Below are 25,900 nucleotides of genomic sequence, written 5' to 3'. Positions count from 1 at the left end.
AAAAAGCTCAGACACCCCATATAGGGCGCTGAGCCTTTCTTTTTGTTTTATACCGGATATGCTCCGTTTTCTGTGTCAGCTTCCTTTGGATCTACCTTCGTCTGCTGTGCTTCTCTGTACTTGAAGAAGTCTGTTGCTACCTGTGGGAACAGTGCGTAAGACAATACGTCTTCTTCCTGTTCGGACCACTGTGCCATTTCTCCTCTTAATGTATCAAGCTCAGGAGACAGTAAATCAGCCGGACGGCATGTAATTACTTCTGTGTCACCGATACATTTTTTCTGTACTTCTTTATCAAACGGTTTTACAGTTGCACCGTATTTTCCGCTTAATACGTCTTTTGTTTCTTTTGTAACCATTTTGTAACGTTCACCCATGATTACGTTAAATACAGCCTGTGTACCAACAATCTGAGAGGATGGTGTTACAAGTGGCGGTTCTCCAAGGTCTTTACGTACTCTTGGTACTTCTTCCAGAACATCATAGAATTTATCTTCCGCATGCTGTTCTTTTAACTGGGATGTTAAGTTGGATAACATCCCTCCCGGTACCTGATACAGTAAAGTTTTGATGTTTACACCTAAGTTCTTTGGATTTAACAGACCGCTGTCTAAAGCTTCGTCACGGATTGGACGGAAGTAATCAGCGATTTCAGCCAATAACTGCTGGTCAAAACCTGTATCATAAGGTGTTCCCTTAAATGTTTCAACCATAACTTCTGTTGCCGGCTGAGATGTTCCCAATGCAAATGGTGACATTGCTGTATCGATAACATCTACACCTGCTTCTACTGCTTTTAAGTAAGTCATGGAAGCAACACCGGAAGTATAGTGTGTATGAAGCTGAATTGGAATATCAACTGCTTCTTTTAATGCTGTTACAAGCTCTGTTGCTTTGTATGGAAGCAATAAACCAGCCATATCTTTGATACAAATAGAATTTGCACCCATGTCTTCAACTTTTTTCGCCATATCTACCCAGTAATCTAATGTATAAGCATCACCTAAAGTATAAGATAATGCAACCTGAGCATGACCTTTTTCTTTGTTCGCAGCTTTTACTGCTGTCTGTAAGTTACGAAGGTCATTTAAACAGTCGAAAATACGGATAATATCAATACCGTTTGCAATAGACTTCTGAACGAAATATTCTACTACATCATCTGCATAAGGACGATATCCTAAGATATTCTGTCCACGGAATAACATCTGTAATTTTGTATTTTTAAATCCGTCACGGAATTTACGAAGTCTTTCCCATGGATCTTCTTTTAAGAAACGCAGGGAAGCATCAAAGGTAGCTCCACCCCAACATTCTACGGAATGATATCCTACTTTATCCAGTTTTTCTACAATAGGAAGCATCTGCTCTGTTGTCATTCTTGTAGCAATCAGAGACTGATGAGCATCACGCAGAATTGTTTCAGTAATTTTAATTGGTTTTTTCACTACTTCTGCCATCTTTTTTTCCTCCATTTTATTCATCTTGGATTAAACTCCAAAAATCGCCATAAAAGTACCTGCCGCTACGGCTGTACCGATAACACCTGCAACGTTTGGTCCCATAGCGTGCATCAACAGGAAGTTTGTCGGATCTGCTTCTGCACCGACCTTCTGTGAAACACGGGCTGCCATTGGAACAGCAGACACACCTGCGGAACCAATCAGAGGATTAATCTTGCCGTGTGTAAGCTTACACATAAGTTTACCAAACAGTACACCTCCGGCTGTACCAAATATGAAAGCAACAAGACCTAATACTACGATTTTAATCGTATCTAATTTCAGGAATGCTTCTGCACTTGTAGATGCACCTACAGATGTACCAAGTAAGATAACTACAATGTACATTAAAGCATTGGATGCTGTTTCTGTTAACTGTTTTACAACACCTGATTCTCTGAACAGGTTACCCAGCATTAACATACCAACCAGCGGAGCTGTTGTTGGCAGAATTAAACATACAACAACGGTAATGATAATTGGGAACAAGATTTTTTCCAGTTTAGATACCGGACGAAGCTGTTCCATTTTAATCTTTCTTTCTTCCTCTGTTGTAAAGAGTTTCATAATTGGAGGCTGGATAATCGGTACTAAAGACATATAAGAATATGCCGCTACCGCAATGGCTCCCATCAAGCCTGTCTGCCCCAGTTTACCGGCAAGGAAGATTGATGTTGGACCATCCGCACCACCGATAATGGAGATTGCTGCTGCTGCTTTTCCGTTAAATCCTAACAGGATTGCAAGGAAGTATGCAACATAAATTCCAAGCTGTGCTGCTGCACCTAACAAAAAGCTCTTTGGATTTGCAATTAACGGACCAAAGTCTGTCATAGCACCTACTCCAAGGAAAATCAGAGATGGAAGCACGCTCCATTCATCCAAAATATAAAAAATATGAAGGAGTCCTGCTACTCCGTTTGATGTTTCTTCTGCGCTGGCCATAATATCCGGATAGATATTTACCAAAAGCATACCAAATGCAATTGGAACCAGCAAAAGCGGTTCAAATCCTTTTTTAATGGCAAGATACAAAAAGATAAATGCCACTAAAATCATAATCAGGTTTCCCACTGTCAGATTCATAAAGGCTGTCTGTCCAATCAGGTTTGACACTGTATCTGCAATGTTAGACATTTTTTTACCTCCCATTTATTTATATTGCACAGGAATTTTTCCTGTCTTGGGAATTTACACTGTATGCAAATTCTAATTCATAGATGCCAGAACAGCGCCGTTATCCACGGAATCACCTACTGCAACATTAATACTTGCTACAGTTCCGTCCTGAGGTGCAACAACTGGGATTTCCATTTTCATAGCTTCCAGAATTACGATCGCATCACCAGCTTTTAAAGCCTGTCCTACACTTGCTTCAATTTTACAAACTTTTCCCGGTACAGAAGCTTTTACTTCAACAGCACCTGCTGCAGAAGCTGCTGCCGGTTTTGCTGCTGGTGCAGCTTTTGGTGCTGCCTTCGGAGCTGCTTTTGGAGCAGCAACTGGTGCACCATTTCCAGCTGTTTCTTCAACTGTTACATCGTATGCAACGCCATTTACTGTAATTGTATAAGATTTCATATTCTTTTCCTCCTACGAGCTTAGCCTATCGCCAATTTCTCTTATTTAATTTTCTGATAGAACGTACTACAAACGCATCTGTTGAAGTATTTTCTGATGCCGCAATTGCTGCTGCAATAACTGCTACTAATGTCTGATCATCTGTCAGATCTTCTTCAACAGTTTCTTCTATAGCCGGCTGTACAGGTGTCGGAGCCGGTGTTGGTTCTGCTGCATTCTTCTTGCCAAAGCCTTCTACAAACTTTGGAATATATTTCATCAAAGAAATAATAAAACTCAAGAACAGAAGCATTGCAAATACAATAACAAGACCGATTAAAGTATTTCCCCCTGCTTCCTGCATTTTCTCTGCCATTGAATAGTTCGCACTAAATCCTACAGACTTTCCTGTAAGTTTAATATCATAAACCACCTGTACTTCAGCATCTCTTTTTTCAAAGTCGCATTTTAATGTCACAACATAGTTCGTGCCATCTTTTTTGATAGCTTCTTGAGGGTCTACTTCTTCATAGTCAATAAAACTTCCTAATTCTTCATAGGAATCAATCCATGATGTAAAGGCATTTTTAGAAAAATCATCCATATTTGGATTTTCTTCTAAAGCCTGTTCTAATTCACTTGGATTGCTTTGTGTTAATGTCTGAACAACATTCACACTGCTGTCATAAAGATTTTGAGCTACTTTTTCGTTAATTTCGTTCTTTGTAGAACCACAGGCAGTTAAAGATACTGCCAAAATTCCTACTGAAACTAAACTACCTAATTTTTTCCATGTCTGCTTCATATTAATTCACCTCGCTTAAACCGTGCCATGTTTTTTGCTAGGACGATTTTCTCTCTTTGTGAATAACATTTCAAAAGCACCAATCACATATTTTCTTGTATCTTCTGCCTGAATAATTGTGTCTACATATCCTCTCTTAGCTGCTGAAAGTGCACTGGACTGTAACATTGCATATTCTGCTGCTTTTTCATTAATTGTAGCTGCATCTGCATCTGCATACATAATCTTTGCAGCCAGTTTTGCATCCATCATACCAATCTGTGCGTTTGGCCATGCAAATACCATATCTGCACCGGTAGATTTGCTGTTCATTGTAAGATAAGCGCTTCCAAAAGCTTCTCCTACAACTACATTTACTTTTGGAACTGTTGCACTGATATAAGCATTTGTAAGTTCCGCTGCACTTCTTGCCATATTTGCTTCAGAGCATTTTGTAGCTTTATAACCTTTTACATTTGTTAAAGTTAAAACAGGAATATCGAAAGCGTCACAGAATTTCACAAATTCCGCAGCTTTTTTGCATCCTCTTGCTGATAAAACTTTTTCAAAGGTTTCTGTCTTTTCGCCTTCTTCATTGTAAAGTTCACTTCTGTTTGCAACGCATCCTACAGTTGCTCCGTTTAAACGGATAAATCCTGTAACCATGTCTTTTGCATATTCAGCTTTCACTTCAAAGAATTCCTGATTGTCTGCAATCTGAGAAAGTGCAATAGAAGTATCTCCTGCACAGTTTTCTAAATCAGGACAGATACGGTTTAAGTCATCTGTACATTCAATGTAAGAAGAATTGTCTTCAAAATTAGATGGAAGCATAGAAACTAATTCTCTCATCTGAGCTAAAATATCTTCTTCGCTTCCCATTACATCTACAAGACCTGCATGTTCGCTCTGATATGCTGCACTGGAAGTATCACATTTTGAAATTTCATTTCCTTCCAAAGCATTTGGTGCATTTACAAAGAGTCTTCCCTTGTTTGCTTCCATAAATGTGAAATCTGTCAGAGCAGGAACAACTGCCAGTCCTCCACCACATGTACCGAAGATACCTGTAATCTGTGGAATTACTCCAGATGCCATAACCTGTTTTGTGTAAATTTCACCAAAGGCATTTAATGCATCTGTTGCTTCCTGCAATCTTAAACCTGCACAATCAAGCAATCCGATAATCGGTGCGCCTGTTTTCATTGCCAAGTCATACAGATTTGTGATTTTTTTTGCATGCATTTCGCCGATAGAACCGTTTAACACGGAAACATCCTGGCTGTAAACATATACCAGGCTGCCATCAATCACACCATATCCGGTGATAACACCGTCTGCCGGTGTTTCTTTTTCAGATAAGTTGAAATCTGTGTTTCTGGCTGTTACATAGCCGCCAATTTCAACAAAACTGTTCTCATCAAGCAAAGAAGCAATTCTTTTACCTGCTAAGGTTTGTGCTGTACTACTCATTAATCAGCCCTCCATATTAATTTTTATTTTAACAGCAAAAATCTATTGCAAATCAATAAAATTCATGCTGTTCACCGGGATTTCTGCACTGCTTTTGTGAGTTTTTTCCGGTTTTTTTGCAGAAATCACCTTGTGTTCGCTTCATCGCAATAGATTGTTAAAACCAATTTCTGCCGATTTTAATTGTACCCTGTTTCGTATTTTTTTTCAATAGTTTTTGACAAAGTTTTAACTCAATTTTACAGGCTTTTTTCCCTTTCCCAAATTTTTCTTCCTTCTTTCAAACAGGGATATAAAAAATCATAAGTTCCGTTTCTCTGTATCTCAATATTTTGACTCTCTGCCCAGAAAAAGGCTGCACAAATATAGGCAGAAGGGAGAAATGGAATTTCCTGATATTTTTCTGCCACACTGCATATTTTTTCAAAAGATACAAGCTTCTCCCCTTCCAGAAAGCTGTATTCTACTCCAATACTTTTATGAAACAAATAAGCAAAGGCAATCCATGATTTTTCTGCTCTGGATGTGTGGCAATTTCTGATTTCTTCTAATAACCCTAAAAGAATTTGAGCATTTTCCCTTTCCCCTTTATCTAAATATTCCCAGAATGCACCTCTTTGATAAATACTTTTTTCTGCTGCTGATAAAATATATTCTTTCCAGTCTTTCTCCATTGTCTCCAACATTTTTCTGATTTTGGGATTTTTACAAAGAGCATATAAAAGAAAATACGTAACATCTATATAATGCCCAGTTTCTGTTTGTAATTCCTTGCAATATGAAAATTCTTCTTTCAGAAAAGATCCTTCCGCTTTTGTAGAAAAATATAGGCCTTGAAATAAAATTCCCTGCGTTCTCATATAACCTCTTTTCTGCCTGTATTAAATTTTGAAATGGATAATTCGGATAAGATGAAAATTCAGATATGATTTAGAAATTGAATACAGACTTGTGTTTTTTTCATTTTACTACAAAATAAGCTTTCTCTCAACTGCTAATTTTTCTGTTCATAAAAAAGGCCATAAACCACTTTCTTCTCCCTAAGTGATTTATGACCTGACTTTCTTATAATGTTACTTTTCTAAAGTTTTTCTTTCCTTTTTTCAGCACAATTCCATCGCCCTGCAATTTTTCTCCGGAAACCAGATGCTTAATATCTGTAACCTTCTCTCCGTCAATAGACACACCGCCCTGTTCAATGGCACGTCTTGCCTCGGAACGTGTATTTGCCAGTCCGCTTTTGTGTAACAGAGAAATCAAATCAATATTTCCGTCTACAAGATCAGCCTCTTCGATTTTTGCTGACGGCATGTTTGCTGCATTTCCGCTGCTGAACAATGCTCTTGCAGCTTCCTGCGCTTTTTCCGCTTCTTCTTTTCCGTGTACTAAGGCAGTTAATTCGTAAGCTAAAATTTCTTTTGCCTTATTTAACTGGCTTCCTTCCCATTTATCCATTTCGTCAATCTGTTCCAATGGAAGGAAAGTAAGCATACGAATACATTTTAATACGTCTGCATCTGCCACGTTTCTCCAGTACTGGTAAAAGTCAAATGGAGAAGTTTTATTTGGATCTAACCAAACTGCTCCGGACTGTGTTTTACCCATTTTTTTACCTTCGGAATTTAAAAGCAGAGTAATGGTCATTGCACAGGCATTTTCGCCTAATTTTCTGCGAATTAACTCTGTTCCGCCCAGCATGTTGCTCCACTGGTCATCTCCGCCGAACTGCATATTACAGCCGTATTTCTGGTACAGCATATAGAAGTCGTAGCTCTGCATAATCATGTAGTTAAATTCCAAAAAGCTCAGACCTTTTTCCATACGCTGTTTGTAACATTCTGCTGTCAGCATACGGTTTACGGAGAAATGAGGTCCTACTTCTCTTAACAGCTCTACATAATTCAAATCTAAAAGCCAGTCTGCATTGTTTACCATCATTGCTTTTCCTTCAGAAAAGTCAATAAAACGTTCCATCTGCTTTTTGAAGCAGTCACAGTTGTGCTGGATAATCTCCGGTGTCATCATGGAACGCATATCGCTTCTTCCTGACGGGTCTCCGATATAGCCTGTTCCTCCGCCAATCAATGCGATTGGTTTATTTCCTGCCATCTGCAAACGTTTCATCAGACATAATGCCATAAAATGTCCTACATGAAGACTGTCAGCCGTAGGGTCAAAGCCAATGTAGAAGGTAGCCTTCCCATTGTTAATCAGTTCACGGATTTCTTCTTCATCTGTCACCTGAGCAATCAGGCCTCTGGCAACCAGTTCATCATAAATTTTCATTTCGTTTTCTCCCTTCTGTTCTCTGAGGACAGAATTTCTTATAAAATAAAAACACTCCCGTCCTCTTTATAATTATAAAAAGGACGAGAGCGATAAGCCTTCTCGTGTTACCACCTTTATTCACAGACAACTCGCATTGCCTGCCTCTGCAAGTACAGCCGAAGCGATACTCAAAATGCTATAACGTGCACCTTTCCGTCACAGCCTACTCATTTCTTTTCGGTGTGAAGCTCCGAGATGTATTCATTTCCAGCTTCCTGCGCGCCTCTCATCAGCCGGCTGCTTTCTGTGCATTCCCCTGAAAATTACTTCTTCTCATCTTTGCTTTTTCATTTACAGCAACAGTATACAAATTTCCTCTATGGTTGTCAAGACATATTCCACTGGTATTCGCCGTTTTCCTTAATACCGTAGAAATCACCAAAGTTCAAATCTAAAATATTCTTCTGAATATTCTCTACGGAAATCTGATTTTTAATTAAATACTGCCAGATACCGCCATGAGAAATATCACCCTGAAGCAGTACGCCCACAACTTTTCCGTCACGGATAATGACACGTTTATATTCCTTGGAGTCTTCTCTTGCCACTACGGTGTCTGTTTCTTCCGGAACAATAACTCCGATACACATAGAAACAAGCCCGAAGAAATTAATGGTATTTTTGATAGCATAACGGTCTGTGTAAGCTGTCTTTTTCCCGCACATATTAAGCGCCGCTGTCTCTCCTTGTTTCTGAGCGTTTGGCCAGATACCGGATAAGCCTGCCACATCACCTGCCGCATAGACGTCCTTTGCTCCTGTTTCCAGATAGTCGTCTACTTTAATACCTCTGTCAATGACAATCCCTTCTCCGTCCATGCCTGCCACTGCGGAACGAACACCGGCTGCCACTATCACTAAATCACATGGAATTTCTTCTCCGTTGTCCAGCACGATACAGGAAACATTTCCCTCATCATTCATCAATGTATCTGCCGCTTTTCTTCCCAGATAGAAAGAAGCTCCTGCTTTTTCAAAACGTTTCTGATATTCAAAAGCGCCTGTCTTATCCAACTGAATAGGAAGAATTTGTTCTGCCATCTCTACAATGGAAACCTTCTTTCCTGTTTCCATCAGTCCGTAAGCAGCATCCAGTCCTACCAGACCGGAACCGATAATCACAATATTTTCTGCATTTTTTGCCATTTCATCGATTGCCTGTGCATCTCTTAAATGACGAAGCCCGAAAACATTGTTTGCCTCTCTTAATTTTCCCACAGGTGGGATAAAGCTTTCTGCACCTGTTGCAATCAAAAGTTTATCGTATCCGATTTCATTACCGTCTTCCGTAAATACTGTTTTCTTTACGGTATCCAGCTTATTCACTGTTTTTCCTTTTAACCAGTTAATTTTATTTTTCTCAAAGAAATCCGCATCAATAAAGCTAATGCTCTCTGCACTTCTTTCATGGCTGAGGAATTTATGCAGCATACAACGTGAATGCACCTGTGTATCCGTAGATATCACTGTAATTTCACCTTGTGCATCTGTCTTTCGAATGGTCTTTGCAGCCATAATACCGGCTGCACCTGCTCCTAAAATCACATACTGCATCTGCCTACACCTCCTCTACCCAGATTGCCTGTTTTGGACAGGCTTTTACACAACTTGGCTCTTCACCCTTCTCAATACAAAAGTCACATTTAATGACTTTTGTATGAGTTGTTTCATCCGGTTTTAAAACGCCGTAAGGGCAATTCATAACACACATAAAACAGGAACCGCATTTTTCAGCGTCATACTGTACATGACCTGTTTTTTCGTCCTTTTTCAGAGCGCCGCTCATACAGGACATTACACATTCCGGCTGCTCGCAGTGTCTGCAAAATACAGGTGTATAGCTTCCGTCCGGATTTTTGTATATAAAGTTTCTGGATTCATTTGTAATATCTGTCAAATCTAAGGTATAAACATTTCCGTCATCTTTTCTATGCGCCTGCATACATGCTACGGAGCAGCTTTTACAGCCATCACATTTGGCAGCGTCAATCATTATTCTTCTCATCAGATACCCCCGTTCTGTATCATTGAATTTATTTTAGATATTTAATCCTGCACGTCTTTCTTCAATAATCTTATCAAGAATATCTGCACTTTCTTTTGCATCCGGATTGATAATCACCTGTCCGCCTGTAAGATTCTTCATATCTTCTGTCAACAGTTTTACTGCTATTTCACTTCCTGTAACAAATGGAGGAAGTCCTAAATGAAGCGGAAGTCCAAGTGCCAATCCGAAACATCCATCTGCAAGAGCCTGTTCTTCTAACCACTGTGCTGCGGAAAGAACTAATGGAAGCTGAGGAATATCTACACCAATCGCTTCTGCCAATTCTGTTGCTACAATCTCAAGACGTCCGATTGCAAGACATGGACCAAAGTTCAATACCGGAGGAATATTTAATTTTTCACATACGGCACGAAGCTTTGGACCTGCGTATTTTGCAGCTTCTGGAGTCATAAGTCCACAGTTTTCAATACCTCCTGAAGAACATCCTGCTGTCAATACCAGAATATCTTTTGCAATCAGTTCTTTTGTCAGTTCTACGGAGAGAACGTCATGTCCGCCTGCTGTCAGGTTGGAGCATCCAACTACGCCAGCAATACCTTTGATATCACCGGATACGATTAAATCAATTAACGGTTTCCAGTTGCCGCCTAAAAATTCTTTCAAAGAACCTTCGGAAACACCTGTTAAGGTATGGTCATTTCCGTGTTCCGGCATTAAGTTCATCGGAACGTTGCCACGTCTTGCTTTGTATGCTTCAATAATTTCGTCAATGATTTCTTCGCTCTGTTTTTCTCTTTCTTCAAAAACAAATGGTTTCAGCTCTGCATTTGCCTTCTTTGCAACACTGTCAAGACAAATCTGTTTAATCTTTAATTCGTCACAGATTGGCTCGATACCCGGAAGTGTACAGTTAAATTCAGAAAGAACAGCATCAATACCACCGGTAGCCAGTACTGCCTCACTTGTATAGTTGTTACCTGCATGTCCATCAAATACTTCTTCGTAATGAGCACCTCTAAGCTGTAAATCCTGACCTACACAAGTACATCCAACCAGTTTAAAGCCTTTTGCTCCTGCTGCTTTTGCTTTTTCTACTGCTTCTTTGGATGTAAGTCTTTCCTGTAAATCTACAAAAATTGTATGCTGATGTCCTGTAATCATAATGTTGATATAATCTGGATCAATTACACGAAGTCCAACAGGAGCCATACGAAGTTCTGGTTCTCCTAAAAGTACGTCATTTAACAGATTTGTAAGAGTCAGTCCGTATAAACCTGTGGAAATACCCAGTTTCAGACAATCTGTATACATATCAACCGGATCGGAATTTAAGTTTGTAGAACATTTTACCACTCCATGGAATACTTCACTTTTTGCACCGCCTGGTAAAATACCTAATTCCTGCCATTTTTTAAAACGAGGTGCATAAGCCATTTTTTCAACCAATTCCATTTTTTCATATTCCGGTTTATATAAATCGTCCAGAACTTTCTGAGCTACCTGTTTTGCAGTATCCCATTTATCTGTTCCCTGAACGCCAAAAATTTCAGCAAGTCTTGCAAGGGATTTTTCACCTTTAATCTCACCTTTAATTTCAGCAGTTTTCTTTACATTTAATGCTGTATTTTCTACAATATGAATATAGCATCCAGAGCCACTTGCCACTGCACGAAGGAAGTTACGCGCAACAATAACATCTGCTGTAGCACCACAAATTCCTCTTGGAGCTTTTGGTGTAATACGACATGGACCATTGGAGCAAAGACGGCAGCATACGCCCTGTAAACCAAAACCACATTTTGTACTCTGTCCTTCCACTCTATGATGAGAAGTTTCCATAGGTAAATTACGGATAAATCCTTCTAAAGGCTTATCTGCACTGGCACATGTATTGCATCCAAAACACTGATTCATACTTAATATCCTCCTGATATGTACATTATTTTTTAATCTGTTAAGATTATAACAATTCTAAACTAAATTAGTCAAGTATAACTTGTATGATTTTCCATTTCTTTTTTAATTTGTCTGAAACGCCTGTATTTCCTCTTTTAAAGCAGCTTCTCTTTCCTGTAACAAAAGGGCTTTACTCTCCTTTAAATAGCTTTCACATCTATGCTCTGCGATAAATTCCGCAATCCTTTCATTTTGAGACAGCATAGACAGAAACAGAGGCAGCTCCTGCCCTGTTTTACTGCTGTTTTTCACGTCTCCCAGCTCCTTGTCAAGCAGTATCCGGATTTGTTCCTCCTGATGCTTTAATTTCAAGGTTTCTCTGTAAAAATCTTCTTTTACAGCCGCAAATCCTGCTTCTTTCAATTTCCATTTTCTCTCATCCAACCACTTTGTGATATTTTTGTCAGTCTTTTGTTTTTCTTTTGACAAAAGTCCCTGCTCTGCCAGAATTTTTTCCTGTCTTTTCCTTCGTTCTATTGTCTGACAAAAAAGCGTGTCTATATCCTGCAGTTCCTCTGCAACAGCCTTTTTCATCTTTTTTAGTTCTTCATACAAACCGTTTATATAAGCCTTTTCCTGTTGATATTCCTTTATTTTTCCTTCCAGCTCACCCTCTAAAAGCTGCATAAGCAAAACCTTTCCGTCAAAATCTGCATGAAAAAGCATGTCCTCTTTTTCTTCAAAAGAATACCTTTGATACTTTTCTTCATAGCTCTTAAACAGCTGATAAAAGCCATAAAAGTCTGCTGCCACTTCCTCATACTGTATGTATTCGCCTATCAGCTCCTCTGTTACAGGCACTTTCATTTCTTCGTAGCTTTGCAAAATTCGGGATAAATCCTCCCAGCCTCTTGCCGTTACAAAACAGCTTCCTTCCTGCCGTTCTTCTATGCGGTAAAAATTTTCTGTTTTTAGCTGCAAATAACTGCGTATCCCTAAATGAACGCCCTGTTTTGCAGCATATCGATCCCAAACAGAATGATTTTCCTGAATTTCTATTTTCTTTACTCTATCAAGAGTTACGATGTCAAATTCCCTCACAGACTTATTGTATCTCTCCGGATTTCCTGCTGCTACAATACACCAACCCTTTGGAAGTTTATGTGCACCAAAAGTCTTGTTCTGCAAAAGCTGCAGCATAGTAGGCGCTAAGGTTTCAGAAACACAGTTAATCTCATCTAAAAATAAAATTCCTGTTTCTGCGCCTTCTTTTTCTATACATTCATATACCGATGCAAGCATTTCGCTCATGGTATATTCTGTAACCGTATATTCTTCTCCCTGAAATCTTTTCTTCTCTAAAATCGGCAGTCCCACGGCGCTTTGCCGTGTATGGTGTGTCAGCGTATACTCCACAAGTCCGATTTTTTCTTCCTCTGCAATCTGCTTCATAATAGCAGTTTTTCCAATACCCGGAGGTCCCATAAGCAGCACCGGCCTTTGATACTGTATAGGAATTTTATAATTCTCCTCCTCATCCTTTGCCGTATAGGCTCGAAGTGTATTGATAATTTCCTGTTTTGCTTCTGCAATATTCATTATCTTCTCCTGTTATCTCTCATCCATATAGAAAAGCTTTGCCCAATTTGGAACATTAGCTTCTTTCGGTGGTTCTTTCGTCAGTAAAAAAACTGTCTCGTAATCCGGTTTTTCTCTGGGATAAATCCCATCTCCATCGGTAAAATATAAAAGCGCCTTTAAATTTTTCAGCGTTCTATCCACAATCATCTTATTCACATATTGAAATACCGGACGAAAGTCTGTCCCCCCTCCTCCCTGTATTTTAATGTGCTTTAGATATTCTTTCCATTCCTTTTCACAGGTGACTTTTACATCTTCCTGCACATAACAGTCACACTGTATAATATGTACCCGCAGCTTTTTAAAAAAATTTTCCTGCTGCCCCAAAACCGCATAAGTTTCCTGTAAAAACCGCTGTACCGTAGGTCTTTTACAAGATGCGGAGGTATCAATGGCAATGACCAGCTCCTCCAGCTTCTTTGCCTCTGTATATTCCAAAGGCTCTAAAAAAGGGAGATTTCCATAATGAGAAAGCCCGTACAAGTAGGGAATATAATCAAAAGCTTCCATATCTAACTGTAACTCTTCTCTTTCCACTGTAAACCGTCTTAAAAATTTATTATAATTTCGCTTCCTTTCTTCCTGAAGCTCATACCACTCCTGTTTATATCCTCTCTGCGTACCTCTTTTTCCAAATCCATTTCCGCTGCCGTCCTCTCCTGATGCTTTTAAGGAAAGCGCCCAGTCAAGCAGCTTTTCTGTCTGTTCTTCTTTTACTTCTTTCCAAAGCGTGTGATTGTCCTGCTCAAAACACTTTTGCCAAAATTCTAGTTCACTTGGAGAAAATTTTTTCCTTTCCAGTCTTTCCTCTACTGCTTCTGCTGACAGCCCTTCCCCGTTTTCCCAGATTTGACTGCAAAATTCTTGGGCTGCCTTTGACATTTTCCCTGTAAGCTCCTCCTGTCCCAGCGCATCAATGGTATACTCTGTCACCATATCACAAGCCAAATGCCAAAAAGGCGAAGATTCTGTATTCTCCCTTACCTGTCTGTACAACAGATGAAACAGTGTATGAAGAAAAAAACGGTTTATTCCCTGTGCTCCCTTTTCCATATAGAGGTTCAGGAAAAGCTTCGGCTCATAGAAAAAAGTTTCTCCATCCGTCCCTGTTAAAGTATTTCTTTGAAAGCCTGTAAACACCATTTGAAAAATCCGATAAAGCCTCGGACTTTCACAGCAAAATTTTGTCAGGGCAAGCTCTTTTACCTCTTCCCATAAATATTCTTCTTTTGCTTCCATTTTAAAGCTCCCAGCTCTTTTCCTGAAATCCTCCCAAAGCTTCTTTTTCCTGCAACAAAAAAATCTGTGCTTCCTGATTGCCATATTGAACCGCTGTTTTCAAAAAAGAGTTGAGAAGATTTTCATCCGCCTCCTGTTCTTTAATAAGCTCTGTCAGCTTTTTATTTTCTTTTTTCTTAATCAGCAATTCCACTGCCGGACGAAAACGCAGCTTTAAATATTCTCCATACAGGCGCTTTCTTTTATCCTCTTTTTTCAAATCAAAATATCGCATAAGCGCAATAGACAATTTTTTATCTGCCTGTTTTGTTTCCGAAAATACCTTGTCCAGCTGACGCTCTTCCTGCTCTGTAAGCTTTTTTTCCAATAGCTCCCAGATTTTTTTGTTGATTGCATTGTTCTTTTCTATATCTTCCTGATAAGAAAGAGATGTTGTATCCGGCGTATGCTCTCCGCACACATCCGCTCCCAATACAAAGCATTGCGAAAATAATTCGTGCAGCCACTCTTTTATTTCCTCAAAACTTACATCTCCCTGATCCCAGTTGGTTCTGGCCGCCTCTAAAGATAAAATATCTTTATCAAGAGACAAATACACCGGAACGTCTTGATTTCTCTCTAAAAATTCATGCCATTGGGATTTTTCCTGCTTCATATCCTCCCTGCTAATAGGAGTAACCTTTTCTAAAATTTCCTTTTCACATTCCAAAAAAGCGGTTCTCGGCGGTCCGATTACGCAGACTTCTTTTATATATTTATTGGAAAGAATACACTCCCGCACCCAGCTTCCGCAGGAAAGCAGTCCCCAAAAGGAAGCTTCCTGCATATCTGTATGGTTATCAAATACCACAAGCAAAAACGGTCTGTCTATCTTTTCCGTCCAAAATTTACTTAAATAATGATAATTGCCGGAGTCCAGAAAATGAATACCTGAAAAATCAAGATTTTTTATCCGTTCTTTAATTTCCTCCTCTGCTTCCTCTGTACAATAGCAGTTGACTCCTGTCATCTTTGTAAAATCCAGCCATTGGGCATCTTTTCCCTGATAAAAGTTTTCCTCTTTATAGACACCGGAAAAATCCATAATTACTGTCTTTGCGTTCATAAGCACCTCTTTATCCTGTCTCTGTATTTCTACTTTCATTCTAACACGTTTCTAATTTTTTTCAACGTTTCCATATCTTTTCACTACCTGTTCGAAACACCATGGAAAATCAATTTTCTTCTTTCCCTCTGCTGTCAAAATATCCTCCGTATACCAGACTTCTCCGTCTACTTTGTAACGCAGTTCTCCTATTTTTTCTCCCTTTTTCACCGGAGCCGTCAGTTTCTTTTTCCCGTGATAACTGACTTCTATTTCCTCGCCTTCTTTCAGCAGGATTTTTTTCTCCTCTCCCTTTTCTCTGACAAGGGAAATTTTAGAATTTTTATCCAACTCTTTATTTTTGGCATTCTTTACAGGAATTTCTTTGGGACATTTTGAAAATTCTATTTCATCAAAGGAATGAAGGGAATACTCATTTAAACCATATTCCATCAATTTTCTGGTATCTGACCACTTATATCCTTTATTATTGGGCCAGCCACAGCCCAAAAGGGCTACAATTAGGGTTTTCCCGTCTCTTTGCAGCGCTCCCACATAGCAATACCCCGCCTGTGCCGTAAATCCTGTTTTTCCGCTGATTGCCCCTTCCATCATAGACAAAAAAGCGTTGTGATTTTGGCAGCTAAACTCCCGCTTTCCGTCTGCATCGGAAAAGCGGTAAGATGGTGTCTGGGTAATTTTCAAAAACTCTTCCCTTGCAGGGGATAAACAAACACAGTACCGCATAATCTGCGCTAAATTTTCGGCAGTTGTTTCATGAACCTTTTCTTCTCCCTCTCGTTCTTCCTTTGCATCCAGCCCATTGGGAGTAATAAACCAAGTGTCTTCACAGCCGATTTCCCTTGCTTTTTCATTCATCTTTTCTGCAAAACCTTCTACGCTTCCTCCCACATGCTCTGCCAAAATTACTGCGGAGTCATTATGGCTTTCCAGCATCAGAGAATACAACAAATCCTTTACATAAAACTTCTCTCCCACCGAAGCTCCTAAATGTACCTTTGGCATCCTCGCCGCTTTCTCTGAAGCTTCTGCAATCTCCTCCAAACAGCCGCTTTCTAAAGTTAAAATGCAGGTCATAATCTTTGTGGTGCTCGCCATAGGACGTTTTTCCTCTCCGTTTTTCTCATACAGCACACGTCCTGACTCTCCGTCAATCAAAGCCGCAGAAAGCGCATATAAATTCTCCGGCTCGTCCCCCTTTCCTGCTACTAAAACGGGAAATGCAGACATACTTATGTAAAAAGCAAGAAAAAGAGACAAGATTTTTTTCCATTTATTTTTCTTCATTCTGATTTCTCCTTTTTACAATATATGTAGATATTAAAAAAAGATACCAGAAAGGTATCTCTATAAATTAAGCTGTAATTGAATTTCTTCTTCTGCCTCTGCTTTAAAATCTTCCATTTGAACAGGGTCAATCTCCGGCAGCGCATCCAGCCCCTGCACATCAAAATTGCGGAGAAATTCCTCCGTAGTGCCAAGTAAAATCGGTCTTCCCGGAGCATCCAAGCGCCCTACCTCCTGCACCAGTCCATATTCCATAAGCTTTGCTATGGCATGGTCGCATTTTACACCCCTGATTTTTTCTATTTCCAGCTTTGTAACAGGCTGTTTATAAGCAATGATGGAAAGAGTTTCCAGCATAACATCGGAAAGCACAGCCTTTTTCGGCTGCAAAGCCATCTTTACCAGATAATCATAATACTCTTCCTTTGTACACATCTGATACGCATTTTCAAGCTCGATAATTTTAATTCCACGGTCCTCTGCCTGATATTTCAGCATCATATTTCTGACAATTTTTCTTGTGGTCTCTATATCATGTCCGATGGTTTTTGCCAGTGTACTTAATTCTACCGACTCTCCCATGGCAAACAACAGCGCTTCTATTGCGCCTTCTATTTTATTCAGTTCCATTTTTTTCTCTCTCCAAACAGGATTTAATCTCTATCTCTGCAAAAATATGCTCCTGATAAATGGAAATCTTTCCCATTTTCATCAACTCCAGAATTGCCAGAAACGATACGATAATCTGTACTTTACTTGCCTGTCCTTCCAACAAATCACGAAAATTAAATCTGGAATGTGTTCTGGCATATTCTTCGATTTCTTCCATTTTCTCAGGCAGACTTACTTCTTCTTTCTCAATTTTACCGAATTTGCTTCGGATTGGGTCAACCTTATCCTCCTGACGGCGGATGACACTCTGAAAAATTTCATTGAGTTTTTCCAAGGTAAGTCCGTCCAATAACTGACCGGTATCTACCGGCTCACGGTAAGACAGCACTTCTTTTGGGATAGTAGGAAGCTTGTATACCTTTTTTGATGCGGCTGCCATACGGTCTCGAAGCTCATAAGACATATATTTATACATCTTATATTCCAACAGCTGGCGCACCAATTCTTCTCTGGGGTCTTCTTCCTCCCCTTCCTCATTCACTTCTCTTGGCAGAAGCATTCTGCATTTAATGGAAATCAAGGTCGCAGCCATAACCATGAACTCACTCATAATGTTTAAATCTTCTCTCTCCATTGCACGAATGTAGTCCATGTACTGCTCTGTAATCTCTACAATGGGAATATCATAAATATTTACTTTATTTTTCTCAATCAGATGCAGGAGCAAATCCAACGGACCTTCAAACACCTGAAGCTTTACGGGAATTCCCATGTCTTCTACCTCTTTCTGCCTTTCTTTCCTCAGTCATTCTACACTATTTTCACAAAAAAGTCTACTTTTCAGAATTTTTCTTGGGACTGCACTCTACCATAATCAGCTCTCTGGGATTGAAAATACGCAGGGGAATGGTATGCTCTCCCAGGCCTCCGCTGACTATCAGATGTCTGTCTCCTTCTTGAAAATGTCCCTTACAATACTTGGGAAAAATCCGAAAATCAGGGCTGATAACACCGCCTAAAAACGGAAGCTGTACCATTCCTCCATGATAATGCCCTGAAAAAGTCACATCACTGCCCCATTCCAGATAGCTGTCTCCATACTTTGGGGTATGCGCCAGAAGTACCTGAAACTGATTTTTGGATGTTTTTCCTAAAAGCACTTCGATTTCCTCACTTTTCAGAAAATCTTTGCCTCCTTTTTTATAATATTGATAAGGAGGCAAAAGACCGGAAATTAAAATTTTCTCTCCTCCCATTTCCAACTCTCTTGTCTCATTTTCCAGAAATACGACACCCAATTCTCGTACTTCCTTTTCAAATTCCAGATAGCCCTCTCCATAAACCTCCGGTTTCCTTTTCATTCTCTGCTCATGATTGCCCAAAGCATAATAAACAGGAGCTATATGCACAGCTTCCTTTAAAAAAGCATAGGGTATCTGAAACGATGCCTTCTCTTTTCCCAGAACCAAATCACCGGCAATCAATATTGCATCCGGCGCCTGCTTCCTTAATTCTCCCAGAAGATTTTCATTCCCCTTCCCCAGCTCTACATTATGCAAATCACTGAGCACTGCCAAACGGATACTTTGTATTTTTAATTTATCTGACTGTATTTTATAAAAAGTTGTTTTAAATGTTTTCAATGTTCCTCACCCGATATTTTCTCTGTAACTCGGCTTATTATAGTATAAACCATAAGCACTTTCAACCTATTTTCTTTAAAAAGCTCTCCCACACCTTCTTTACACAGTCACTGTACTGTGCCTGTTTTGTTCCTTTGGTGCAGAGGATTTTCACACTTCCGATTTCTTTTCCGTCCAGATAATAATTGACAGTTCCTACGGTATCTCCTTTTTTCACCGGAGCTTTTAAGTCCTTTTTCAGCTTTATTTTCTTTTCTATATTTTCAAAAGAAGCGCCCTCTGTATCTAAATAGCGAAATTCTTTTTCGTAAGCACATGGGACTTTTTCCAAAACGCCACCCTCCACCGGAATTTGAGGAAGCTTTTCCTTTTGCTCATCTACATACAGCTTACAGCTTCCAAAGCCTAAATTCAGCATGGCTGCCGCATCTTTAAAGCGAACCTTATAATCCGGCGCAGTCATCACCACACTGATTAAAGTAATTCCCTCTCTCTGTGCTACCGCCGATACACAATATTTTGCCACGCTGGTACTTCCTGTCTTTAAGCCAACACACCCGTCATAGCTTCGAATAAGCTTATTGGTATTGGTAAGACCAAACTCACTGTTGCCTTTTTGCGTTACATGAGTGATATTTTCCATCCACACAGAAGAATATTCCAAAATTTTCGGATAACGGGTAATCAGCTCTCTGGACATAATTGCCACATCATGAGCGCTGGTATAATGATTATCCGACTCTGTAAGGCCACAGCAGTCTTCAAAATTCGTATTCTCCATACCCAGCCCTTTTGCCCTTTCGTTCATTCGCTTTACAAATTCTGTCTCACTTCCTGCAATGTGCTCTGCCATAGCCGCACTGGCATCATTACCGGAAGCAATGACAATACATTTTATCAGCGTTTCGACTGTCTGCTTTTCTCCTTCTTCCAAAAACACCTGCGAACCGCCCATGGATTTGGCATAGGCGCTGGTTACTACCTCGTCTTCCATATGTAGGTTTCCCTTTTCCAGCTCGTCAAAAATTAAAATCAAGGTCATGATTTTTGTAATACTGGCAGGCTTCACTCTGGTATCCATATCCTTTTCATAGATAATCTTCCCCGTGGACGCCTCCATCAGCACCCCATGAGGAGCTGTAATCAACTCCTCATTTTCTGCTTTTACCGTAAGGGGCGTCAGAAACAAAGAACAAAAAAGCAGAATACCTACAACGATTTTTGCTGTTGCTCTGTAAATCATACACAAGCTCCCAAAATTCCTCTTATAGCATTGTAAGCAGGAAAAAAGGAAAATATGACAAAAAGGAACTGCCTAATGCGACAGTTCCTTTTCTTTAAATATATTTCTGTATTTTTTCTTTTACGACTGAAATGCTATCCTTTTTTTGAAGATACATATTCCAAAGAAAATCACTTCCCAATAAAAACATCAAAATACCTGCCAGCCATTTTCCCGTATGAACAGAATATCTGCTCACAATAAACTCCACTCCTTTATGAAGAAACAGAAACAAACCTACGGTATAAAAGCCCCATGCAATGGTACTTTCCAAACAGAGAATACCTTTATAATTAAAGGGTTTATTGGAATAATCCCACCATACCTCTCCGAAGACCTTCATCATCAGTTTTGCAGTCAGGTATTCAAAAGCTGTGGGAACGAGACATCCGAAAAGATACAATAGATATATATTGTCACAAACAGGTCTTAACAAAAAATATACAATCAATGCGCCAAAGCCGTAAATCGGACAGAAAGGTCCTCTTACAAAGCCTCTGTTTGTCAGTTTCCTGTTACAAATCGACATATAGACAGACTCCACCAGCCAACCCAGCATACTATAAATCAAAAACCACTGAATAATATAATACAGTTCAATTCCGAAAAAATTCCTTGTCCACATAAAAACTCCTCCTCTCCTGTATTTTTACTCTAAAGCATAGGAGCAAACAAGCGCAGAATACTCTGTAAGCCTCTGCGAAATACATTCTGTTCTTTACATGTGTTTAAGCTGACTTCCCTGCTGTTTCGAAAGGTATTCAGCATATCTTCTTTTACCTGCCCCACTGCCTGACATTGATACATCCACGCAGCACACTCAAAATGCAGATACAAGCTGCGATAATCCAGATTTATCGTACCCACTACCGCAATTTCATCATCACAGACAAAGCTCTTGGCATGGATAAAGCCCGGCGTATATTCATAAATTCTCACACCTGCTTCCAAAAGCTGTCGGTAATAAGAGCGGGTTAATAAAAATACCAGTTTTTTGTCCGGTATTCCCGGTGTAATAATCCTCACATCAATTCCTTTTTTCGATGCCAGACAAAGAGCGGTCATCATTTCATTGTCAATAATCAAATACGGCGTTGTAATATAAATATATTTTTTTGCCTGATTGATTACGTTCAAATATACATTTTCCCCTACAACCTCTCCATCTAAAGGAGAGTCTCCGTAAGGCTGCACAAAACCGTCATTTTCAAATTCCTCCGGATGATACACATAAGGTCCGTAAGCAGGCAAATGAGTTTTTGTTCTGGTGATTACAGACCACATCTGCAAAAACATTACCGTTAAATTCCATACACCTTCTCCGCAAAGGCGCACACCCGTATCCTTCCAATGACCGAAGCGCATCTGCTGGTTAATATATTCATCTGCCAGATTGATGCCTCCCGTATAACCTGTGTGTCCGTCAATTACCAATATTTTTCTATGGTCTCGGTTGTTTAACACAATGTTTAAAATCGGTCTTATGGGATTAAAGGCAGCACATTTAATTCCTTTTGCCTGAAGCTTCTTATAATAGCGGTATGGAAGTGTTGTCACACAGCCCATATCATCATAAATCAGCCTTACATCTACACCCTGCTTTACTTTTTCTTCGAGAATTTCCAAAATTTCATCCCACATTTTCCCTTCGTGTATAATAAAATACTCCAGAAAAATAAAATGCTCTGCTTTTTTCAAATCCTCCAGCATATCTACAAACATCTCATCGCCTACCGGATAATACTTGGTAGTAGTGTTTCTATGAACCGGAAATCCGGCAAAATCTCTGATATACGCTGACTGGTTGGAAGCGCTCAGACTTTCCTTAGCCAAAGCCTTTCTCGTTCCCGCACTCTCTTTAAAATAGTTCTCAATCTCTTTTACTACTTCTTTTGACTCCTGTGTCATTTTCTTTGCAACACGGGATTGTCCGAAAAGAAGATAAATAATTACACCGAAAACAGGAACTGCCAATATCAGGATCGTCCACGCCAGCTTATAGGAGGGATTGATATCTTTATTTACAATCCACAATACCATAAGAAGACTCAGCAGACTAATCAAATTCATAATATGGCCGGAAAATGCTCCCAGCCCCCAAAGCATTGCAAAAATCCAGATTAACTGCAAAAGAACCGCTACTACTGTAACAAAAATCCGATTGGATATTAAATCGATAATCTTTTTCATAAAATTCCTTTTTCCCGTCTGTAATATGGTAAAAAAGCCTCTGGTAATTGTCCAGAGGCTTTTAACTGCACATTAATTATATTTACGTTTTCTAGCTGCTTCAGATTTTTTCTTACGACGAACACTTGGTTTTTCGTAATGCTCTCTTTTACGGATTTCCTGCTGAATACCTGCTTTTGCACAGCTACGCTTGAAACGACGTAAAGCGCTATCTAAAGTCTCGTTTTCTTTTACGATTACATTTGACATAAGCTCACACCTAACCTCCCTCCAGCTGTAAATTGTGCATAATACAACTGTCTGGGTATTTTTATTGCACAACTGATATTATATCAGATTTTTACAGTTCGTCAACTGTTTTAAATCATTTTTCTTAAAAAGTTTCATTATTTTATCTGGTCTGCCAAAATATTTGCTGCGGCTTCCAATGCTTCCGGCACTTTATCCGGGTTTTTGCCCCCTGCCTGTGCCATATTCGGACGTCCGCCGCCGCCACCGCCTACGATAGCAGCCATTCCCTTAATCAGGTTTCCTGCGTGTGCCCCTGCTTTCTGTGCCTGTTCTGTTACCATAGCAAGAAGACTTACCTTACCGCCTGCAACACTTGCCAGAACAACTACACCTTCGCCCAACTTTTCTTTTAACTGGTCGCCCAAGTCACGAAGCCCGTTCATATCTACATCGGTAAGAGATACTGCCAAAAGCTTCACGCCTTTTACATCCTGTACCTGATTTAAGACATCGCCTACTGCTTCCTGTGCCATTTTTGCTTTCAGAGACTCATTTTCACTGTGAAGCGCTTTCACTTCTGCCTGAAGATGTGCAATCTTTTCTTCGATTTCTGAGGGAGAAGTTTTTAACATCGCTGCAATTTCAGCCTGTTTCTTCTCGATTTCTTTATAATAAGCAAACACTCCGTCTCCGGTAAGAGCTTCAATACGGCGTACACCTGCCGCAATACCGCTTTCAGAAATGATTTTAAATGTAGTAATCACACCTGTGTTGGAAACATGAGTACCTCCGCAAAGCTCTTTGGAGAAATCACCCATGGAAACCACACGAACTTCTTCGCCGTATTTCTCTCCGAATAAAGCCATTGCTCCCACTTTCTTTGCTTCCTCAATGCTCATAACCTCTGTCACAACAGGAAGTGCAGCCTGAATTTCTTTGTTTACAATTTCTTCCACTGCTGCTAATTCTTCTGCTGTCATGGACTGGAAGTGTGCAAAGTCAAAACGCAGTCTGTCCGGTGTCACAAGAGAACCCTTCTGTTCTACATGAGAGCCTAAAACAGTCTTTAATGCTTTTTGTAAAAGATGCGTTGCACTGTGGTTCTTACAGGAATTCATTCTGTATTTTTCACAAACCTGTAAAGTCACCACATCACCTGTTTTCAGCATACCTTTTGTGAGAACACCTACATGACCTACTTTTCCGCCTCTTAAATTAATGGTATCTTCTACCTTAAATTCTGCATCTCCCAGAGTAATCACACCTTTATCGCCCTGCTGTCCGCCCATAGTAGCGTAAAATGGTGTCTGCTCTACAAAAACAGTACCTCTCTGGTCTTCTGTGAGAGCTTCTGTAATTTCATCCTCTGTTGTGAGAACTGTGATTTTAGAAGTACAGGTTAAAGAGTCATAGCCCACAAATTCTGTTGTAACATTTACATCAATTTCATCATATACCGTTGCATCTGCACCCATATAGTTGGTTGTGCTTCTTGCAATACGGGCTTTTTCTCTCTGCTCATCCATCGCAGCTTTAAAGCCTGCTTCATCAATGGTACAGCCTTTTTCTTCTAAAATTTCCTTTGTCAGGTCAAGAGGAAATCCATAAGTATCATAAAGCTTAAACGCAGCTTCTCCGGAAAGCTCTGTTTTTCCTTCTGCTTTCATGGCAGCTTCCATTTCAGACAAAATATTTAATCCCTGGTCAATGGTTTTGTTAAACTGCTCTTCTTCTTTTGTCAGAACCTGGAAAATAAAATCTTTCTTTTCTTCCAGCTCCGGATATCCGTCTTTAGAGCCTTCAATTACAACAGCGCTTAACTCTGCTAAGAATTTGCCTTCAATACCCAGAAGACGTCCGTGACGTGCCGCACGTCTGATTAAACGGCGAAGCACATAGCCTCTGCCTTCATTGGTAGGCATAATACCATCAGAAATCATAAAAGTTGCAGAACGGATATGGTCTGTAATCAGACGAATAGAAACGTCCTTTGCCGCATCTTTTTTATACTCTGTGTGTGCCAGCTCACATACTTTTGTTCGAAGAGCACATAAAGTATCAACGTCAAAGATGGAGTCAACATCCTGTACAACAGATGCCAGACGCTCTAATCCCATACCGGTATCGATGTTCTTCTGAACTAATTCGGTATAATTTCCCTCTCCGTCACTTTCAAACTGTGTAAATACATTGTTCCAGATTTCCATATATCGGTCACATTCACAGCCCACGGTACAGTCCGGACTGCCGCAGCCGTATTTTTCACCTCTGTCATAATAAATTTCAGAACATGGTCCGCATGGTCCTGCACCATGTTCCCAGAAGTTATCCGCTTTACCGAAACGGAAGATACGCTCTGCCGGAATTCCCATTTCTTTATTCCAGATTTCAAAAGCTTCCTCATCTTCTTCATAAATAGACGGGTAAAGACGCTGTGGATCCAGTCCTACTACTTCTGTAAGAAATTCCCATGACCACGCAATGGCTTCACGCTTAAAATAATCTCCAAAAGAGAAGTTACCAAGCATTTCAAAGAAAGTACCGTGGCGTGCTGTCTTTCCTACATTTTCAATATCTCCTGTACGAATACATTTCTGACAGGTTGTCACTCTGCGTCTTGGCGGAATTTCCGCACCTGTAAAATATGGCTTTAAAGGAGCCATTCCTGAGTTAATTAAAAGCAGGCTCTTATCATTTCTAGGAACCAGCGAAAAGCTTTTCATAGCTAAATGTTCTTTACTTTCAAAGAACTCTAAAAACATTTTTCTAAGTTCGTTTACTCCGTATTTTTGCACGTTTTTCCCTCCTAATGGTATATCTGATAAGATAATCATTGTTTTTTATGATAGCACAGTGCGAAAGGTATTTCAAGAAAAAATCACTTTGCTCTTTTTTGAGAAGTCTTTCTCTGTCTGTTTTTTGTATTTGCCGCCTCTTTCTGCCTTAACATCTGCTTTCTTTTCATACAGTCTAAATCTATCTCATAGATGGTATTCCCATCTTCCACTAATCTTGTTTTTCCTTTTTCCATAAGCAGCTCCTTTCTCTTTTATTTTATGCCTGCACGGAATTTTTGACATAGCCTCCCACAGCCCAACATATAATTTAGGGATTTCATTC

23 protein-coding genes and 1 other annotated feature are annotated in these 25,900 nt (G+C 39.8%); all 23 genes read right to left on the bottom strand.

The features are described 5' to 3' along the window. Positions 1-47: 47 nt before the first annotated feature. The gene (locus CGC63_RS06585) at positions 48-1,460 is read right to left on the bottom strand and encodes an oxaloacetate decarboxylase subunit alpha (protein WP_009247239.1); all 1,413 of its coding nucleotides are present in this window, start codon (positions 1,458-1,460) and stop codon (positions 48-50) included. 30 nt (positions 1,461-1,490) lie between these two features. Continuing rightward, positions 1,491-2,639 carry a sodium ion-translocating decarboxylase subunit beta gene (locus CGC63_RS06580; protein ID WP_009247240.1) on the bottom strand — a complete coding sequence of 383 codons (1,149 nt, stop codon included), beginning with the start codon at positions 2,637-2,639 and terminating at the stop codon, positions 1,491-1,493. A 72-nt stretch (positions 2,640-2,711) separates the two neighbouring features. After that, positions 2,712-3,083: a biotin/lipoyl-containing protein gene (locus tag CGC63_RS06575; RefSeq protein ID WP_004222230.1), complete on the bottom strand. Its 372-nt coding sequence runs from the start codon at positions 3,081-3,083 to the stop codon at positions 2,712-2,714. Positions 3,084-3,108: 25 nt separating this feature from the next. Further along, positions 3,109-3,867 carry an OadG family protein gene (locus CGC63_RS06570; RefSeq protein ID WP_004222234.1) on the bottom strand — a complete coding sequence of 253 codons (759 nt, stop codon included), beginning with the start codon at positions 3,865-3,867 and terminating at the stop codon, positions 3,109-3,111. 15 nt (positions 3,868-3,882) lie between these two features. After that, positions 3,883-5,319, bottom strand: a complete 1,437-nt coding sequence (locus CGC63_RS06565) for an acyl-CoA carboxylase subunit beta (protein WP_004222235.1) — start codon at positions 5,317-5,319, stop codon at positions 3,883-3,885. Positions 5,320-5,558: 239 nt separating this feature from the next. Beyond that, positions 5,559-6,005: a hypothetical protein gene (locus CGC63_RS06560; RefSeq protein ID WP_242970509.1), complete on the bottom strand. Its 447-nt coding sequence runs from the start codon at positions 6,003-6,005 to the stop codon at positions 5,559-5,561. Positions 6,006-6,384: 379 nt separating this feature from the next. Next, positions 6,385-7,605: a tyrosine--tRNA ligase gene (gene tyrS, locus CGC63_RS06555; protein ID WP_004222240.1), complete on the bottom strand. Its 1,221-nt coding sequence runs from the start codon at positions 7,603-7,605 to the stop codon at positions 6,385-6,387. A gap of 76 nt (positions 7,606-7,681) precedes the next feature. Next, positions 7,682-7,936 (bottom strand) — a binding site (T-box leader). 37 nt (positions 7,937-7,973) lie between these two features. Further along, the gene (locus tag CGC63_RS06550; RefSeq protein ID WP_004222252.1) at positions 7,974-9,200 is read right to left on the bottom strand and encodes an NAD(P)/FAD-dependent oxidoreductase; all 1,227 of its coding nucleotides are present in this window, start codon (positions 9,198-9,200) and stop codon (positions 7,974-7,976) included. Positions 9,201-9,204: 4 nt separating this feature from the next. Beyond that, on the bottom strand, positions 9,205-9,651 hold the full coding sequence (locus CGC63_RS06545) for a 4Fe-4S dicluster domain-containing protein (protein ID WP_009247245.1): 447 nt from the start codon (positions 9,649-9,651) through the stop codon (positions 9,205-9,207). Positions 9,652-9,684: 33 nt separating this feature from the next. After that, complete coding sequence (gene cooS / locus CGC63_RS06540) at positions 9,685-11,568, bottom strand: anaerobic carbon-monoxide dehydrogenase catalytic subunit (RefSeq protein ID WP_004222259.1); 1,884 nt, start codon at positions 11,566-11,568, stop codon at positions 9,685-9,687. Positions 11,569-11,673: 105 nt separating this feature from the next. Then, a complete protein-coding gene (locus CGC63_RS06535) occupies positions 11,674-13,149 on the bottom strand; it encodes an ATP-binding protein (protein WP_004222262.1) in 1,476 nt (491 codons plus the stop codon). Positions 13,150-13,161: 12 nt separating this feature from the next. After that, positions 13,162-14,430 (bottom strand): vWA domain-containing protein, encoded by a 1,269-nt coding sequence (locus CGC63_RS06530; protein WP_004222265.1) that lies wholly within the window; start codon positions 14,428-14,430, stop codon positions 13,162-13,164. Between the two features lies 1 nt (position 14,431). Beyond that, positions 14,432-15,574: an arginase family protein gene (locus tag CGC63_RS06525; RefSeq protein ID WP_004222269.1), complete on the bottom strand. Its 1,143-nt coding sequence runs from the start codon at positions 15,572-15,574 to the stop codon at positions 14,432-14,434. Positions 15,575-15,586: 12 nt separating this feature from the next. Then, positions 15,587-16,822 carry a D-alanyl-D-alanine carboxypeptidase family protein gene (locus CGC63_RS06520; protein WP_004222273.1) on the bottom strand — a complete coding sequence of 412 codons (1,236 nt, stop codon included), beginning with the start codon at positions 16,820-16,822 and terminating at the stop codon, positions 15,587-15,589. A 60-nt stretch (positions 16,823-16,882) separates the two neighbouring features. After that, a complete protein-coding gene (scpB, locus tag CGC63_RS06515) occupies positions 16,883-17,452 on the bottom strand; it encodes an SMC-Scp complex subunit ScpB (protein ID WP_004222277.1) in 570 nt (189 codons plus the stop codon). Then, on the bottom strand, positions 17,439-18,206 hold the full coding sequence (locus CGC63_RS06510) for a segregation and condensation protein A (RefSeq protein WP_004222286.1): 768 nt from the start codon (positions 18,204-18,206) through the stop codon (positions 17,439-17,441). The genes scpB and CGC63_RS06510 overlap by 14 nt, the downstream gene beginning before the upstream one ends. A 61-nt stretch (positions 18,207-18,267) precedes the next feature. After that, positions 18,268-19,077 (bottom strand): metallophosphoesterase, encoded by an 810-nt coding sequence (locus CGC63_RS06505; protein ID WP_004222289.1) that lies wholly within the window; start codon positions 19,075-19,077, stop codon positions 18,268-18,270. Between the two features lie 61 nt (positions 19,078-19,138). Beyond that, a complete protein-coding gene (locus tag CGC63_RS06500) occupies positions 19,139-20,320 on the bottom strand; it encodes a D-alanyl-D-alanine carboxypeptidase family protein (RefSeq protein ID WP_004222292.1) in 1,182 nt (393 codons plus the stop codon). A gap of 94 nt (positions 20,321-20,414) precedes the next feature. Next, the gene (locus tag CGC63_RS06495) at positions 20,415-20,984 is read right to left on the bottom strand and encodes a putative ABC transporter permease (RefSeq protein ID WP_004222295.1); all 570 of its coding nucleotides are present in this window, start codon (positions 20,982-20,984) and stop codon (positions 20,415-20,417) included. A gap of 29 nt (positions 20,985-21,013) precedes the next feature. Next, positions 21,014-22,549, bottom strand: coding sequence for a cardiolipin synthase (gene cls / locus CGC63_RS06490; RefSeq protein ID WP_004222298.1), 1,536 nt, complete (start codon positions 22,547-22,549; stop codon positions 21,014-21,016). Positions 22,550-22,621: 72 nt separating this feature from the next. After that, the gene (rpsU, locus tag CGC63_RS06485) at positions 22,622-22,798 is read right to left on the bottom strand and encodes a 30S ribosomal protein S21 (protein ID WP_004222305.1); all 177 of its coding nucleotides are present in this window, start codon (positions 22,796-22,798) and stop codon (positions 22,622-22,624) included. Positions 22,799-22,935: 137 nt separating this feature from the next. After that, on the bottom strand, positions 22,936-25,575 hold the full coding sequence (alaS, locus tag CGC63_RS06480) for an alanine--tRNA ligase (RefSeq protein ID WP_040351048.1): 2,640 nt from the start codon (positions 25,573-25,575) through the stop codon (positions 22,936-22,938). A gap of 83 nt (positions 25,576-25,658) precedes the next feature. Further along, the gene (locus CGC63_RS15435; RefSeq protein WP_004222311.1) at positions 25,659-25,811 is read right to left on the bottom strand and encodes a hypothetical protein; all 153 of its coding nucleotides are present in this window, start codon (positions 25,809-25,811) and stop codon (positions 25,659-25,661) included. Between the last annotated feature and the right edge of the window lie 89 nt (positions 25,812-25,900).

The organism is Blautia hansenii DSM 20583, from assembly GCF_002222595.2.
In the GTDB taxonomy this organism is placed as follows: Bacteria; Bacillota; Clostridia; order Lachnospirales; family Lachnospiraceae; genus Blautia; species Blautia hansenii.
The sequence above is the reverse complement of the archived record's forward strand: the minus strand, read 5'-3'. Positions and strand labels throughout refer to the sequence as shown.